Origin of the sequence: Paenibacillus doosanensis (assembly GCF_025060755.1) — a bacterium.
Taxonomy (GTDB): domain Bacteria; phylum Bacillota; class Bacilli; order Paenibacillales; family NBRC-103111; genus Paenibacillus_S; species Paenibacillus_S doosanensis.
Genome location: NZ_JANYUY010000059.1, coordinates 1 through 15,660 on the forward strand (window position 1 = coordinate 1; position 15,660 = coordinate 15,660).

Annotated in this window: 13 protein-coding genes; 12 read left to right on the forward strand and 1 reads right to left on the reverse strand. The window is 53.3% G+C overall.

The genetic code is table 11. From position 1 onward, the window contains the following. Positions 1 to 130: 130 nt before the first annotated feature. The 5 genes from N0M98_RS28630 (at position 131) to N0M98_RS28650 (ending at position 5,976) form a co-directional block, all read left to right on the forward strand. The gene (locus N0M98_RS28630) at positions 131 to 1,093 is read left to right on the forward strand and encodes an ATP-binding cassette domain-containing protein (RefSeq protein WP_259619888.1); all 963 of its coding nucleotides are present in this window, start codon (positions 131 to 133) and stop codon (positions 1,091 to 1,093) included. Between the two features lies 1 nt (position 1,094). After that, entirely contained in the window at positions 1,095 to 2,957 is a 1,863-nt protein-coding gene (locus N0M98_RS28635) for an ABC transporter ATP-binding protein (RefSeq protein ID WP_259619889.1), read from the forward strand. A 189-nt stretch (positions 2,958 to 3,146) separates the two neighbouring features. Continuing rightward, on the forward strand, positions 3,147 to 3,743 hold the full coding sequence (locus N0M98_RS28640) for a kinase (RefSeq protein ID WP_259619890.1): 597 nt from the start codon (positions 3,147 to 3,149) through the stop codon (positions 3,741 to 3,743). 114 nt (positions 3,744 to 3,857) lie between these two features. Next, a complete protein-coding gene (locus N0M98_RS28645) occupies positions 3,858 to 4,442 on the forward strand; it encodes a TetR/AcrR family transcriptional regulator (protein WP_249863577.1) in 585 nt (194 codons plus the stop codon). A 22-nt stretch (positions 4,443 to 4,464) separates the two neighbouring features. Continuing rightward, positions 4,465 to 5,976: an MDR family MFS transporter gene (locus N0M98_RS28650; RefSeq protein ID WP_249863576.1), complete on the forward strand. Its 1,512-nt coding sequence runs from the start codon at positions 4,465 to 4,467 to the stop codon at positions 5,974 to 5,976. Between the two features lie 111 nt (positions 5,977 to 6,087). Here the strand turns inward: N0M98_RS28650 and N0M98_RS28655 are convergent, their stop codons facing one another. Then, positions 6,088 to 6,513, reverse strand: coding sequence for a DinB family protein (locus N0M98_RS28655; protein WP_259619891.1), 426 nt, complete (start codon positions 6,511 to 6,513; stop codon positions 6,088 to 6,090). Positions 6,514 to 6,720: 207 nt separating this feature from the next. Between N0M98_RS28655 and N0M98_RS28660 the strand changes: the two genes are divergently transcribed. The 7 genes from N0M98_RS28660 (at position 6,721) to N0M98_RS28690 (ending at position 15,633) form a co-directional block, all read left to right on the forward strand. Beyond that, positions 6,721 to 8,700 (forward strand): AraC family transcriptional regulator, encoded by a 1,980-nt coding sequence (locus tag N0M98_RS28660; RefSeq protein ID WP_259619892.1) that lies wholly within the window; start codon positions 6,721 to 6,723, stop codon positions 8,698 to 8,700. Positions 8,701 to 9,159: 459 nt separating this feature from the next. Beyond that, positions 9,160 to 9,819, forward strand: coding sequence for a phosphatase PAP2 family protein (locus N0M98_RS28665; protein ID WP_259619893.1), 660 nt, complete (start codon positions 9,160 to 9,162; stop codon positions 9,817 to 9,819). Further along, positions 9,797 to 11,014 carry an MGDG synthase family glycosyltransferase gene (locus N0M98_RS28670; protein WP_259619894.1) on the forward strand — a complete coding sequence of 406 codons (1,218 nt, stop codon included), beginning with the start codon at positions 9,797 to 9,799 and terminating at the stop codon, positions 11,012 to 11,014. Before N0M98_RS28665 ends, N0M98_RS28670 begins: the two co-directional genes overlap by 23 nt. Before the next feature lie 33 nt (positions 11,015 to 11,047). Beyond that, a complete protein-coding gene (locus tag N0M98_RS28675; RefSeq protein WP_259619895.1) occupies positions 11,048 to 11,758 on the forward strand; it encodes a response regulator transcription factor in 711 nt (236 codons plus the stop codon). Further along, the gene (locus N0M98_RS28680; protein WP_259619896.1) at positions 11,733 to 13,214 is read left to right on the forward strand and encodes a sensor histidine kinase; all 1,482 of its coding nucleotides are present in this window, start codon (positions 11,733 to 11,735) and stop codon (positions 13,212 to 13,214) included. The genes N0M98_RS28675 and N0M98_RS28680 overlap by 26 nt, the downstream gene beginning before the upstream one ends. A 96-nt stretch (positions 13,215 to 13,310) precedes the next feature. Then, positions 13,311 to 14,228, forward strand: a complete 918-nt coding sequence (locus N0M98_RS28685) for an AraC family transcriptional regulator (protein WP_259619897.1) — start codon at positions 13,311 to 13,313, stop codon at positions 14,226 to 14,228. Positions 14,229 to 14,325: 97 nt separating this feature from the next. Continuing rightward, positions 14,326 to 15,633: an ABC transporter substrate-binding protein gene (locus N0M98_RS28690; RefSeq protein ID WP_259619898.1), complete on the forward strand. Its 1,308-nt coding sequence runs from the start codon at positions 14,326 to 14,328 to the stop codon at positions 15,631 to 15,633. Positions 15,634 to 15,660: the final 27 nt, after the last annotated feature.

Sequence of the window (15,660 nt, forward strand, 5' to 3'; positions counted from 1 at the left end):
CAATTCGGACGCCTCCAAGTGCAAGGTTTTTCACGGGTTAGCCTTCGTTTTCCTTGCACCTAAATTCGACAAAAGAGGCGCCAAACCCTTGTTACTGTTGAATTTTTGATTTGTTCAGCAAGCCCTAATTATGGTTGTCGCGATGTTCGATCAGATTGCGGGTACGTCGGGAAAATACGGCGGTTCGTTTATGGGAACGTACCGTTATGTCAAAGATTTTGAGCTTCAGAAGCAGTTCTTCGAAATGGACTTTGAAGATAAGAGTACCAACGCCGCCGGTAAGCAACCCGCCTTTCCGGTACCTGACGATGACGAAGCGGCGCCGGTTGTCTTCGAATTGCAGAACGTCAGCTTTCGGTACAACTCCGAAGCCTGCGCGCTGCAAGACGTGTCGATGAAAATTCGCCGGGGCGAGATTGTGGCGCTCGTCGGCGGCAACGGAGCCGGCAAATCTACGCTGGTCAAAGTGCTGCTCGGCTTTTATAAGCCGACGGAAGGGCATGTTTTTTTCGAGGGCAAAAGCTATGAGGATATCGATTTGTCCAAGCTGGTGGAACGAATCGGCGTTACCTTCCAGGACTATGCCAAGTTTGAGTTCACCTTAAGGGAAAATATCGCCTTCGGCGATCTGGCCAGCCTACACGATGACGTAGCCTTGTACGCCGCCGCCGAGAAGGGCGGAGCAGCCAAATTGCTGAAGCGGCAGAGCAGCGGACTCGATACGCATTTGGGCCGGTGGTATCACAAGAATGCGATCCAGCTCTCGGGCGGAGAATGGCAAAGAATCGCGGTGTCGCGGGCGCATATCAGCAACAAAGATATTCTTATTATGGACGAGCCTGCCGCTATGCTCGACCCGATTGCGGAACTGGAGCAATTTCATCATATTAGAAACAGTATCCAGAATCGGACCGGCGTGCTCGTCTCGCATCGGATCGGCTTTGCCAGATTAGCGGATCAAGTCGCCGTTATGGATGGCGGCAAGCTCGTCGAATTCGGTACGCATGAAGAACTGATGGCGGAGCGCGGGATGTATTACAAGCTGTTCACGAGCCAGGCGCAATGGTATCGGAAAGAGGAGGAGGTCGTGTAATATGGCGGATACGGCTATGGAGAAGCGAAAACGCGCGCGGATCGGCACAACGGTTTATTCGAGCTTCAGGCTGGTAGTGGAAGCGGCCAGTTTCAAGGAGTTGCTGCTTACGAAACTGGGGCTTGCCGGGGGAATTATCGGCACGGTCGTCGCTGTATTTGAGAAGCATTTTTTTAATGAAGCGGCGAATGTCGTATCGGAGGGGATGATGGGAGCTTCGTTTCGCCATGCCGTCCAATGGCTAGCTCTTTGGCTCGGGATGACCTTGCTGAGCGACGCGCTGGGGCTGATCTCCGGCAGAAGCAACCCTATTCTGTGGAGTAAGATGCAATATTACATCCAGGAAAAGCTGATGCTCAAAATTTCCCGCATCCGGATCGATTATTTCGCCAACACGGAGACGTACCGGAAGTTTGAATGGGTCAAGAACGAATTAAACCGCAAACTGCCCCTGATTCTCAATGCGACGTTCGGAATCGCTTTCTCCACGATTCAACTGATAACGGCCGTGTGCATTATTGCGACGGACAGCTGGCTAATCGCCGTTATCGTGCTCGTCGGGTGCATCCCGTCCGTCCTGCTGAGGCAGGCCCAGTCGGAGGCGGTTTATTATCAGGAGCAGAATAATTCGCATGAGCTGCGCTATCAAACGTACATATCCTGGGTGATGTTCAAACGTCCCAGCATGAAGGAGATGCGGTTCGGCAATCTGTACGACTATGTGAAGGAGCGGTACGATGAATCGGTGACGGAGTTATACCGGAAGAGAATCGCTCTCATTCGCAAGTTTACGCTGTTTAACGGCGGAGCCCGTCTGGTCGGCCTCACAACCATCGGCATCGTCCTCGCCATGGTTTCCTATGACATCTACAACGGGAGAGCCGGGATCGGATCATTTGTATTGATTTACAGCACGGCAAGGGTCATACAGACCGCCTTCCAGGGGTTGTTCGACAACTTGGTGGTGATCGGCAGCGACGGCAGATTTATTGCGGATTATGAAGACATCATGAATTTCCGCGAATATGGGGAGGAAGGAGCACGGCCGCAAGTTTTGGTTAAAGGAGGAAGCCTTCCGGAGCCGCGCATAGACATTGCCGTACCGCAGCAGGTGGATATCGAATTTTGCGATGTCGATTTTAGTTATCCGGAAACCGGGAGGCAGGTTCTGAAGGATGTCTCCGTGACCATAAGACAGGGGGAGAAGATCGCTATTGTCGGGGAAAACGGATCGGGCAAAAGCACATTTATTTCCTTGCTGTGCGGACTGTACGAACCCGACCGCGGGAGCGTGCGCTTTAACGGTCTTGACGCCCATCGGCATCCGGATTTCGTCAAGCGGGCCATATCGTGCACCTTTCAAATGTTCGGGCGATATGCCGTTTCCGTGGCGGATAACATACGTGTCGGCGACGTATCCCGCGAGTACTCGGAAGATGAAGTGCGCGCGGCGGCTAAACTATCGGGTTGTTACGATTTTATCTCTCAGCTGAAGGAAGGCTTTGAGACGCATCTGAGCTATTATAAAGCGGGCAGCGTCGATTTATCCGGCGGCGAATGGCAAAAAATTGCGATCGCCAGAGCGCTATTGAAGGAGGACGCTCGGGTATTGATCCTCGACGAACCGACCGCGGCGCTGGACCCGGTGTCGGAGGCGAAGCTGTACGAGGATTTCAACAAAATCACCGGGGACAAAACGACGATTCTTATCTCCCATCGGCTGGGCGCCACGAGGCTTGCCGACAACATCTTGGTATTCGACGACGGACGCATCGTCGAGCAGGGCACCCATCAAGAGCTTATGGCGCTTAACGGAATGTACGCCCGGATGTATAGGGCCCAATCGCAATGGTACGTTGCGTAAGAAGTGAGCGGAAAGTTGTGCCTATGGCAAGGGGAATTCGTTTGCGGGAAACTAAAGTTTCATAAAAATGATGACGCGGCTGCCGATTTGTTTCGGCAGCCGCGCTGCGTTTACTATCGTCAAATCGAATTCGGATGTATTTGTTTCCCGGCCGGAGATAGTATAATGAGGCTTAAGGGGGAACGGCATGTGAGGATACATATAGAGACGTTAATGAAGTACGTTGTTTCGCATATGCGCGAGGGAGAACGGTTGATTCTGGGCATCGACGGGCTTAGCCGTTCGGGGAAGACGACACTCGCGTGCGGACTCGAGCAGGAGCTTCGACAGAGCGGGATTGCCACTTGCGTCCTTCATATGGACGATTACATTGTGGAGCGCGCCAAACGATACAATACCGATTGCGAGCCGTGGGAGGAATATTATCGGCTGCAGTGGGATGTCATAGGGCTGGAAGAGCGTTTATTTCGCCGGCTGAAAGGGACCGGCATACTTGAACTTATGCGCTACGATGCGGAGAAGGACTCTCATGAGATACAAAGGGCGGCGGTTTCGGAAGCCTGCGTCGTAATTATTGAAGGCGTCTTTTTGCAGCGAAAGGAGTGGCGAAAATACTTGGATGTCGTCGCTTATGTGGATTCCTCCCGAACGACAAGATTTCTGAGGGAGAGCGAGATCACCCGTCGGAAGAAGGACGTATTCGTTAATCGGTATTGGAAGGCGGAGGACTATTACATAACAACGGTCGCTCCGGCCCGGCTGGCCGAGCTGGTCCTGCATAACTGACAGCGAAAAAAATAGATGAGGGAACAGTTGACATTTTGATCAGGAACAGCTAAGATGGTTTTATCAAATAAATGAATGAGTTATTCATTCTCTGGCAAAAAGGAGGCTCTTACCATGAAAACAGATTCGAAGGATCAGCTCCGCGACGAACGGAGGGATCAAATCAAGAAGGCCGCGCTTAAAGTGTTCGCTACGCACGGTCTGATCGGAACGAAAATGAGCATGATCGCCAAAGAGGCGCAAATTAGCGACGGACTTTCGTACCGTTATTTTAAATCCAAGGATGAAATTTTAAGCGAGCTGGTGAAGGAAGCGATCGAAGGCTCGAACGAAACATTCGATGTCATTCGTACGATGCCCGGCACGCCTTTGGAAAAAGTCCGGTTACTGACTAGCGAGATTTTGCATGAGGACAATTATTATTTTATTTTAATGCAGCAGGTGCTGTCGTCAGAAGATTTGCCGGGCGAAGTGGCCGAACTGTTGAAGGGCTATGACGCGGGCGAAATGATTCGAGTGTTAACGGACGTCGTGGCCGCCGGGCAGGAAGCCGGTCAATTTATCGCCGGCGATGCGAGAGTGCTCACCATGTGGTATTTGACGTCGGTAGTCGGACTGATGAATGTGCGTACGGCGCAAATCGACGATTATCGGCTGCCTGACGCCGACTTCATGCTGCGCCTGATCGTTCAGCCTTAACAAGTGGAAAGCAGGGGGAACATTGAAAACTATACAGTCCAATAAAACGCTCATTTTGATCGGTCTGCTGCTCGGGCTTGTCTTCTCCGAGCTGGATCAGACCGCCGTATCTACGGCATTGCCGACCATCATCCGCGACCTGCACGGGCTCGCTCTATTCGGCTGGGTCGCCGGCATCTATATGCTGTCGATTACGATATTTATGCCGATTTTCGGCAAGCTGGCCGATCTTTACGGCCGCAAGCGGATCTATTTGATTTGCCTGGCTCTGTTTATGGCCGGCTCCATCCTGTGCGGGCTGTCTCATTCCATGGTCGCGCTGCTAATTGGCCGGTGCGTTCAAGGGATCGGCGCGGGCGGGCTGATGCCGCTGGCCATGATCATTATCGGCGACTCGTTTCCGCTCGAACAGCGGGCGAAGGTGCAGAGCATGATCGGACCGATGCTGATTCTTCCGCAGCTGCTCGGTCCGACGGTGGGCGGCTACTTTGTCAGTCACATGAGCTGGCATTGGATCTTCCTGATCAACATCCCGGTAGGTCTGCTTGCGGGGATATTCGTTGCCAAAGGCTTGCGCGAGTCCGTCAGTCCGGAGAAGAAAACGATCGACTGGGCCGGCGCCTGCACACTCGTTCTGGCGATCCTGTCGCTGCTGTTCGCTCCCGTGCTGATCGATGTCGCCGGATACACCTGGTCGTCTCCCGCCGTAATCGGTTTGCTCGTACTGGCCGCACTTCTGATCGCCGTCTTCATCCGTATCGAAGCGAGGGCGGCGGAGCCGATCATTCCGCTCCAATTGTTCCGCAACCGTTCTGTCGTCGTCTTGTCGCTGATCGTGTTCGTCACGATGCTGGGCGTTATGGGCGGAATGTCCGGCTTCCCGTTCTTTGCGCAAAATGTCATGGGCTTGTCGCCGACCGCCTCCGGCTACTTGACGCTCGCTTTTATGGCGGGGGCGATTCCGGCGAGCATCGTATGCGGCTTCCTGATTACCCGAATCGCTTACAAGCATTTGTTTGTCGTCTCCTTTATTTTGCCGGTGGCCGGTTATTTCCTGCTGTCTCGCGTCGATGTGGATACGACCGTGCTGTATGTGATCGCAGCCTTCTTTATTTTGGGATTAGGCATCGGCGTGCTGTTCGGCAGCGATAACCTGATCGTGCAGGAAACGGTAGCCAAGGAGCACACCGGGGTTGGCGTCGCCACCGTCCAGCTGTTTCAATCCCTCGGCGCTACGCTCGGGTTCAGCATTTTCGGCAGCCTGCTGTCCCGCAACATTCATAACGGCATCGCGGGCCTGTCCGCCCAATTTCCGGCGGGAGCCGCGGAGTCGATTATGAACGGGGGCATTCCGGCGGGAACGCCGGCCAGTCTGGTGCTGCAGATCAAGACGGTGTTCGCCGTGGCGTTTCAGCAGATGTTCTGGATCGGCGCCTTATTTGCCGCCGCTGCGTTCGTTATTTGCTGGTTTATGAAGCGGGAGGTGCTGACGCCGCAGCAGCCTGCGGAGGAACCGGCGGCGATTGCAAGCTGAAGCGCGACTGCGCAGCAGGAGAATCCGAATATTTCGTTACAATACAGATGGACCGGGACGCTTTGCCTTAAAGGCGAGCTCCGGTCTTTTTTCACTTGGCTCTGTTTTCTTTTATTGTTGATTATTAAGGTAGTTCTTGATTTGTTCTACGTGATGCTTATCATGGCCAATAAACATGTTTTGTAAAAAAGTTTCCAACGTATACGAACTATTTGGGAATTGTTTGGTGAATGCTGATTTAGAAACCATATTGAGCTTTGATATTAATTGGTTGCGTTGGGAAATGGCTTCCTTAAGTAAATCATGTGGTTCCATTTTTCTGCCGAAAGAAACGGATGCTTCGTTAAATGCCTGCACATCGTGATGTTCTTCAAGTTTAACTTTTTCATTGTTTATAATCTGATTAAGTGTCTTAATAAAGTTTTTGTCCCAACCCATAATATGACTGATAATGTCTTGAATCGACCATGTACCTACTATTAGTTTGCAAAGAACGTCATCAGGATAAAGGGATAAATTGGAAATGAAAACGGTCAATCTTTCTAATTCTTTAGAGACGAATATCAATAATATGACTTAACATAATGAAAAGGAAAGAGGGCAGTCGGCGTAAATTCAAGACTGTTAATGAGAATCGTTATCATCTATAATGGCATATGTGAAGAGCCATTTCCTGTCGGCGATCCGTTCGGCTTATGAAGCCGGAGAACCGGAATTGCCCGGGAAAGGAGGAAGCGGAATTCGATGGACCTTCACGACCATATGCAGCTATGGAACCACGTTTACATAAAAATAATGGATATTCGCCATACGACCCTGCAGCGCGGAGAAGAGCTGCGTTCCTACCGGCTGCCGGCGAGCGCCTTTCTCTTTGTTTTGCGCGGGAGCGCTCAGGTGAGCCGTGACGGTGATAAGAGTACGGCGAATCGATTCCACGTGCTGCATGCGGGCAAAGGCGTTTGTCTGGACATAGCGGCCGACGAGCTGTTCGAATATTGCACGATTATGTACAAAGCGGTGCTGGCGCTGCCGAGCCGTCGGGAGCTGGTGCAGCTGATGAACAGCGGCAGCCCGTTCCAGCTGCAGTACGGCTTTGCGCCGCGGCATCCGCTTTCCCTGCTCGATAAAGTGGAACGGATGGAGCAGGCGTGGCGGCAGACGGATATGCCGGATAAGCTGTATATCAAAGGCTTGTTTTATCAGTTCGTATCCGATGTTCTCCTGCAGCTCAGCCGCCAAGGCGCCGCGGTCGAGCAGCCCGACCCGGTGTCCCAAGCGATCCGCTATTTGCGCGAGCGCTACAAGGAGCCGATCACGCTGGACACGCTGGCGGATATGCTGGAATGCAGTCCGCGGCAGCTGCTGAGGCTGTTCAAGGAGCGGATGAACGCGAGCCCGATCGACTATTTGATCCGGATTCGGATGGAACGGGCGAAGGAGCGGCTGCTCGGCGCCGGCCTGACGGTCAAGGAAATCGCCGAGAGCGTAGGCTACGCGGACAGCTACTATTTCAGCCGCCTGTTCAAAAAGTTCGAAGGGATGTCTCCGGCCGCTTACAAGGCCAATGCCGCTATGGCGCGACCATGTCCGGATAATCCATCCCGCATGTCGATATATGCTATTGCCGCAGGCAGGCCGCGACGTTATATTGATGATGAATATGAGAATCATTATCAGTATGAAGGGAAGGTCGGCTTACCGATGTACAGAAAGTCCAAGACAGCTGTGCTGGCTACATTGTTATTTTGTCTTACCCTATTGTTCAGCGCCTGCGCAGGCGGGACGAGCGGCTTGACGCAGACGGGAGGAGCGGCGGCGGAATCCGAGGGCAAACCGGCGGCGGCGCCGAAAGCGGCGTCAAGCGCAGATAATGAAACCCCGCGCGTCGTTAAACATGCGATGGGAGAGACAACGCTGGTCGGAACGCCCAAGCGCGTCGTCATTTTGACGAACGAAGGTACCGAGGCTTTGCTTGCCCTGGGCGTCAAACCGGTCGGAGCGGTCAAGTCGTGGAGCGGCGACCCGTGGTATAACCATATTAAAGACGATATGAAGGACGTCGCGGTCGTCGGAGACGAGATGCAGCCGAATATGGAAGTTATTGCGACGCTGAAGCCGGATTTGATCATCGGCAACAAGGTCAGGCAGGAGAAAGTGTACGAGCAGCTCCAAAAGATCGCCCCTACCGTGTTCTCGGAGGATTTGGGCGGAGACTGGAAGGAAAACTTCAAGCTGTACATGGAGGCGGTCGACAAGAAGGAGGAAGGGGCCAAGCTGTTGGCCGATTTCGACAAGCGCGTGATCGAGGCCAAGGCGAAGCTTGGAGGCAAGACGGCCGCGAAAATATCGGTTGTGCGCTTCTCCGCCGCGCAGGTCCGCATCTACCAGAAGCAGACCTTCTCCGGCGCCTTGTTAAGCCAGTTAGGGTTCGCCCGTCCGGCGGCGCAGGATAAAGACGGCAATATCGAAGTGATGAGCAAAGAGAGAATCCCCGACATGGACGGGGACGTCATGTTCTACTTCGTCACCGAAACGCCTGGCAAGAACGATGCCGACAAAGTCGTACAGGATTGGATGAACGACCGCCTGTTCCAAAATTTGAACGTCGCCAAAAATCATCAAATCAAGCAGGTCGACGAAGCGATATGGAATTCGGCGGGCGGCTATGAAGCGGCGAACCTGCTGCTCGATCAGATTGTGGACTATTTCAGCAAAGCCAATTAAATGCATCGAATTGCAAGCCGCCGAAGCGATGGACGCCTTCGGCGGTTTTTTGTTGTTTAGGAAAAGACGCGCAGCCATATCCTGTGGAAATCCGGGGGCTCCCCCGAAAGGAAAGTCTACCCATAGAACGATCCCAGAGGAAGGGTTAGACGCCGATCCAGCTTAGGCTGGATGCGGACGGAATAAGCCTCAGAGCATCACGTCACTACCCTGGAAATTACTCTTGGTACCCCATTTCCATTGTCTGTGGTGCCGCGTCGGCGGCATGGATGGCTTTTGGGGGATTTGTTCCGCCGCTTCGGGCTTCAAGGCGGGTGGGTTCACAAGCCGTCCGCCTTTTTCGGGCTGCGCGTTCCGGCTGTGCGCGAATAATAAGAACTTATTAAGAATTAGGTCGGCTTTTTATTAAGGTGTTTCTCTTATCATAGATTTGCAGCAAACAATGAAAGGAGAAACGACATGAAGATCATTCGCAGTTTATGGCCGCTGTGCCTGATGGCGCTGATTCCATTATCGAATATTTTTTATATGCAGGTGAATACAAGCGAGAGAGGAGCGAGCAGTCTGGCCACCGATCTGGATGCGGCGATCCCGTTCGTCAAGGCGTTTATTATTCCTTATTTGGGATGGTATGTGTTTATTTTCGCCGTGATGTTCTATTTTTTGCTTAAGGAGAGAAAGCTATACTATCGGACTTTGTGGACCTTGCTTGCGGGCTTATTCGTATGCTACTTCGTCTATTACGTCTTTCAGACGGTAGCGCCGCGGCCTATCGTAACAGGCGATGACGGACTCGCCCGGCTCGTGCGGTTCGTGTACAGCCAGGACGGGCGGTATAACTGTTTTCCGAGCATTCACTGCTTCACCAGCTTTTTAATGATGCGCGCTCTGAATAGCGCGTCGTGGAGAACTATAGTAAATCAAACGGTAATTTATACAGCCGGGACGCTGATCATCCTCTCCACCTTATTGGTGAAGCAGCATGTCGTGATCGATGCGCTGTCCGCCATCCTTCTGGCGAATGCGGTCTTTGCGGCGATTTCCAGATGGAGCATGACGTGGCGAGAAGTCGTCGTCAAGGGAGGAGGAGCGTACCGTGGACGAGAGAACCTGGAGTAAGGCGTCATACGCGCCCTCGAATCCGATTCTCATTTTATCCGGCAATTACGGAGACGGTCACAGGCAAGCCGCGCAAGCGATTCTGGAAGCGGTCAAGGACGAGCTGCCGGGCGCAGAGCCGATGCTTGTCGATTATATGGAGCTGACGCATCCGTTCATTCATCCGCTGGGGCGATACTTGTTTCTGGAGAGCATGAAGAAGATGCCCAGAGCGTACGGCTACGTATACGGCAAAACCCGCTCGGCCCAATCCTTCTCGGGTCCGCTGAAGTGGTTTCAGCGCCGCGGCTCGGGAAGGCTGGCGAAGCTGCTGCAAACGGTGCGGCCGTCGATCGTCATTTCTACCTTTCCGCTTGCTGCCGGGGCGATGTCGGCGTTGAAGGCGGGTGGACAAACGGACGCGCATACGGCGACGGTCGTTACCGATCATACGGATCACAGCTATTGGGTGTATCCGCATACCGATACGTACATCGTAGGCTCCCGATACGTGAAGCGTCGTTTGCAAACATCATACGATATACCGGCGCGAACGGTTTGCGATACCGGCATCCCGATCCGCAAGGCGTTCGGCGGTCAATACGACCGCGAACAGCTGCGGCGGCGGCACGGCCTGGACCCCGCGCTGCCCGCACTGCTGTTTATGGGCGGCGGCGGCGGCTTGCTCGGCGGCAGCTCCCATCTGAAGGCGCTGGAGGAGCTGCCTTTCCCGGTTCAATATTGGGTCGTTTGCGGACGCAACGACGCTTTGAAGCGGCAGCTGGCGCAGGAGCTGCGCCATTCCAAGCATCGCGTTCATATCGAGGGCTTCGTTGAACATATCCATGAGCTGATGGGAGCCGCCGATATGATGATAACGAAGCCGGGAGGGCTTACGATTTCGGAAGGACTGGCCATGGAGCTGCCGATGCTGCTGTATAAGCCGCTGCCCGGTCAGGAGGAAGATAACGCCCGCTTTCTGCTGGGCTTCGGCGCAGCCGACGCGGCCGGACATCCGGCGGAGCTGGCCGCGAAAATATCGGATTACTTGCAGCATCCGGAGAAGCTGCGGCGGCTGCGGGCGAATGCGGCCAAGCTGCAGCGCAAAGCGGCGGCGCGCGAAGCGGTCCGCGTCATCATGCAGGCGCGGCTGTCAAGCGACGGCCTGCGCAGCCCGGCTGCAAGCGGCTTCAAGATAGCCCCGGGCGAAGCGTAGCATATGCCGTACGGACGAGAGGGGGGAATTTGCGTGGAGAAGGAAACGATATTGGTCGCAGACGACGAAAAGGAAATTCGCGAATTGATAGCGATCTATTTGAACAACGAGGGCTACCGCGCGATCCTAGCGACCAACGGGATGGAGGCGCTGGAGCTGCTGCAGCGGGAAAGCATCGATTTGATCATCCTCGACATTATGATGCCTAAGCTCGACGGGATTCAGGCCTGCTTGAAAATACGCGAGGACCGGAACGTGCCGATTATTATGCTGTCGGCGAAATCGCAGGATTTCGACAAAATTCTCGGCCTGGACACCGGCGCCGACGATTATATGACCAAACCGTTCAATCCGCTGGAGCTGGTTGCCCGGGTACGGTCTTTGCTGCGCCGGCACCATCGTTTGCGGCACGGCGACCCGTCCCGCGCGGGGGTTATCGAGATCGACGATTTGTCGATCAATACGGCTACCCACGAGGTGTTTGCCTCGGGCAAAGAGGTGAAGCTCACTCCCAAGGAGTTTGCCATTTTAGAGCTGTTCATGTCCAACCGCGGCATGATTTTCAGCGTGGAGCGAATTTATGAAAAAGTGTGGAACGATTCTTTTTATAATGCTGAGAACACGGTGATGGTTCATATTCGTAAAATACGGGAAAAAATCGAGGTCAATCCGCGAAAACCGCAATATATCAAAACCGTATGGGGAGTAGGGTACAAAATTGAAAACGAAAAAAAGAACGGTTAGCCCGCGGAGCCGCCTCATCCCTGAAGCGATTCGTTCGAGAGCGGGCGGCAGTCTGAGAATCCAGCTCATCTTAACCTTTATCGCCTGCCTCACGCTCGCCTTGCTCGCCACGATGATCAGCCTCATGATGTTCCAGAGGTGGGGAGCGGCGGCCGAAGTCGATTATTCGGAAGGCATGGGCAGGATCGACAATGGCGCCGCCATGCTCGCGTACGATTTGTCGCTGAGCGATCAGCCCGCCGTACAAGAGCAAAAAGCGCGGGAGCGGATGAAAAACAACGAGCCGGCGCAAACGTATATTGTCGATCAGAACGGCGCCGTATTGCTGAAATCCGGCAGCGCCGCGTTAAGCCGGCTGGATGTTCACGACGCGATCGGCCAAGCGATGGCGTTCAAGCGCTACAATAACGTGTACGTCGGCGCGAAGCCGGAGCCATTCACCGCTTTTTATCCGGTCGTTTATCAAGGAGTCAAAGCTTACGTCGTGGCGAGCGGCGTTCCGGAAGGAACGGTCGTATACCGCAATCCGCACCGTTTTTTACCCGTCATGATCGGCATTATCGCGTTTATCGGCACATTCTACTATTTGACGAGAAGGAAGATTAAATATATCGAGGAGCTGGCGTACGGTTTGGTGGAAATTTCCAACGGGGACTTGGATTGCCGGGTTCGTGTACAGGGGAAAAGCGGCGACGAGCTTGCTTCCCTCGCCGATCATATAAATCTGATGGCGGACAAGCTTCAGCGGAGAATCGAAGAGGAGCGGCGGATCGAGAAGACGAAAAACGAGCTGATTACGAACGTCTCCCACGACCTGCGCACCCCTCTGACCTCGATTATGGGGTATTTGAAATTAATCATGGACAACCCGCCTGAAGATGAGGAAACGCTGAAAAGCTATCAGAAGGTCGCATATGTCAAATCGGAGAAATTGAAGGCGTTAATCGATTCCTTGTTCGAATATACGAAGCTGGCCGGAGAAGAAGAGCAGCTCGATAAGACTGAGGTCAATATGACGGAGCTGGCGGCGCAGGTGCTGGAGGAATACGCGCCTCTCGGCGAAGAAAACGAGGTGAGCCTCGTTAAGCGGCTGCCGGAGCACGCGGTGCGGCTTCTGATCGATCCCGACAAGATGGTAAGAGTGCTGGAAAATCTGTTAACAAACGCCATTACTTACAGCAGCAAGCCGGGGATTGTTTGCGTACGGCTGGAGGAGCGGCCCGGCCGGGCGCTGCTTGCCGTAGAAAATACCGGGGAACCGATACCGGAGGAGGAGCTGGAGCGTTTGTTCGAACGGATGTATCGGACGGATTCGTCGAGGTCGGAGGAGACGGGCGGTTCGGGGCTGGGACTGGCGATTGCCAAAAGCATCGTCGAATTGCACGGAGGCCGAATTTGGGCGGAATGCGAAGGCGAGATCATCCGTTTCGTTATCGAGCTTCCGCTCGAAGCTTGAAGCGCCCGCAGGAAAATGTAGGCAAACGCTTCCAAGCATGATACATTGATAAAGGAGGGTTACCGGAAAAGAGCTTAGGGGCAGGAGGTAGCGGAAATGAAAACGATTAAGTTCAGAAATTGGCAGGACAACTTATACATGTTTAGTTACCGCCGCACGTATACGGCGCCCGTCGAATATTTTCATGCCCACGAAGGCTTGGAGCTATTGTACATTCATGAAGGAACCGGCAAATACATTATCGAGGATCAAGTATATTCGCTGCAGCCGCGCACGTTGATCGTCATTAAGCCGTTTCAGGTGCACTATATCCGCATGGACGTTCCTCCCGTATATATAAGGAGCCTGCTGAAGATTAAGCCGTCGGTCATCGAGCCGTTCCTCTCGTCGCTTCCGCAGCTGAGCGATTTCCTGGTTCAGCTGATGGAACAAAAAATGCCGATCCAGGTGTTCTGCCTGTCGGAGAAGCACGCCGCATTTCTGGAGCAGCAATGGCTGCAGCTGCACGAGCTGTTCACCGCGGGTCCGACTGCTCTCCGCAAGGAGGGAGTGAGGCTGTTCTTCTTTCACTTTTTGCTGTATTTTCAATCGCAAATTTACGTGCTTGACGGCCATCAGCCTCCCGGGCATGCCGTTTCCTCCCGCACGTCGAAGCATATGAATTCCATTTTGAAATGGATCGATCATCATTATAAACGGCCGTTTACCGTTCACGAGATGTCCGACGAGCTGCATTTTTCTCCGAATTATTTGTCCAAGCTGTTTAAGGATCAGACGGGCAAAACGATCACTGAATATACGAACGAGCGGAGGCTGGAGGAAGCGCGAATGCTTCTGCAGCTGCAGCCGCTGTCCGTCGAAGAAATCAGCAAGGAAACCGGGTTCAAATACCCGTCGTATTTTATTCAAATGTTCAAAAAAAGATACGGGCTGACCCCCCACAAATACCGGGAACAGATCGCCGAGCAAGCGCGAACGACGGCCCCTCAAAATGAAAACGCATTCATCCTTTGAATGGAATAGTGATATTTTTGTATAGCAATCTGTTATCTTCTTTCCCTTATGATAGGCATATGACATCGCTTTCTAACATAAAAAGGGGGAATTTAACTTGCTTACGATCAAACGCACTTTAATGTCTTCGGTTGTTGCGGGGGCATTGCTGTCGGCGACGGCATGCGGCGGGGGAGCCTCACAAGAAGCGGCGACCGCCAAGGTTCAGGACGCGGCCAAGCGGGAACCGGTTGAAATTACGTTCTACCGTCCGAATGTCGGGATGACGGAAGAACAGTTTATGGATCTTATGGGGAATGCGATCAAAGAAAAATTTCCTTATGTGACGCCGAAGCTTATTCCATATGTGAGTAAAACGAAGACGGAGGAAGTGATTTCTTCGGGCGCCGATTTGGATATCGTTATATTATCGCTGGGCTTTTATCCGCAATTTCAGAATTTGAATCTGTCGGTCGATCTGACGGACTATATCAAGAAAACCAATTACGATACGAGTCGTCTGGAAACGACGAATTTTGATTTTATCAAGCAGTTCGGCAACGGCAAGATCGAGTCGCTGCCGATTTTCACGACAGCCGAAGTGCTGATGTACAACAAGGACATCTTCGACAAATTCGGCGTGCCTTATCCTACGGAAAACATGACATGGGATGACTTGTACGAGCTCGCCAAGCAGGTTTCCCGGTCCGACGCGGGCGTGCAGTATTACGGCTTCTTAACCTCGGTCAGCCATATGCTGAACACGAACCAGCTGTCGCTGCCTTTCGTCGATGCCAAGACGATGCAGCCGGCGATCAATACCGAGAAATTTAAGCAGCTGGCCGAAAATTTCGCCCGCTTCTACAACATTCCGGGAGCGGAGCTTCCGAAGGAGAAGTACGGCAAGGAAGGGGAGTTGTTCACCAAAGACAAAACGCTGGCGATGTACGCGTACTTTAACAGCACGATGGTTGGGGCGGCCAAAGATATGAACATCGACGCTGTGCCGCTGCCGACCTTCAAGGAAGCCCCGGGAGTAGGATCGCAGATGTATTCGACCTATGCCAGCGTCTACACTAACAGCAAGCATAAGGACGTCGCCTTCGACATTTTGGCTTTCTTAACCTCGGACGAGATGCAAGAGAAGTTTGCCAAGGACGGCTTGGGCATGTCGATTGTTAAGGGAGCCAAGCCTCTGGAATCGTTCGGGTTGAATTTGCCGCAGCTGAAGGGCAAAAATATTAAAGCGTTCTATCCGCCCAAACCGGCTCCGATTTCTCCGAGAACGATTTACGACGATTTGTCGTCCAAATATGCGGTGACGGCGCTGCGGGAAGTGGCGCAGAAGGTGAGCGACGCCAACACGGCCTTCCGCAAGGCCGAGGAACAGGCGGCCAAAGAGATTCAAGCGGCCAAACAGCAGTAACGTATGGCATCGAACCGAACCGATGTT

Coding starts and splice junctions, on each gene's coding strand:
- N0M98_RS28685 (WP_259619897.1), top strand. CDS start 13,311: ATGAAAACGATTAAGTTCAGAAATTGGCAGGACAACTTATACATGTTT.
- N0M98_RS28660 (WP_259619892.1), top strand. CDS start 6,721: ATGGACCTTCACGACCATATGCAGCTATGGAACCACGTTTACATAAAA.
- N0M98_RS28645 (WP_249863577.1), top strand. CDS start 3,858: ATGAAAACAGATTCGAAGGATCAGCTCCGCGACGAACGGAGGGATCAA.
- N0M98_RS28630 (WP_259619888.1), top strand. CDS start 131: ATGGTTGTCGCGATGTTCGATCAGATTGCGGGTACGTCGGGAAAATAC.
- N0M98_RS28665 (WP_259619893.1), top strand. CDS start 9,160: ATGAAGATCATTCGCAGTTTATGGCCGCTGTGCCTGATGGCGCTGATT.
- N0M98_RS28635 (WP_259619889.1), top strand. CDS start 1,095: ATGGCGGATACGGCTATGGAGAAGCGAAAACGCGCGCGGATCGGCACA.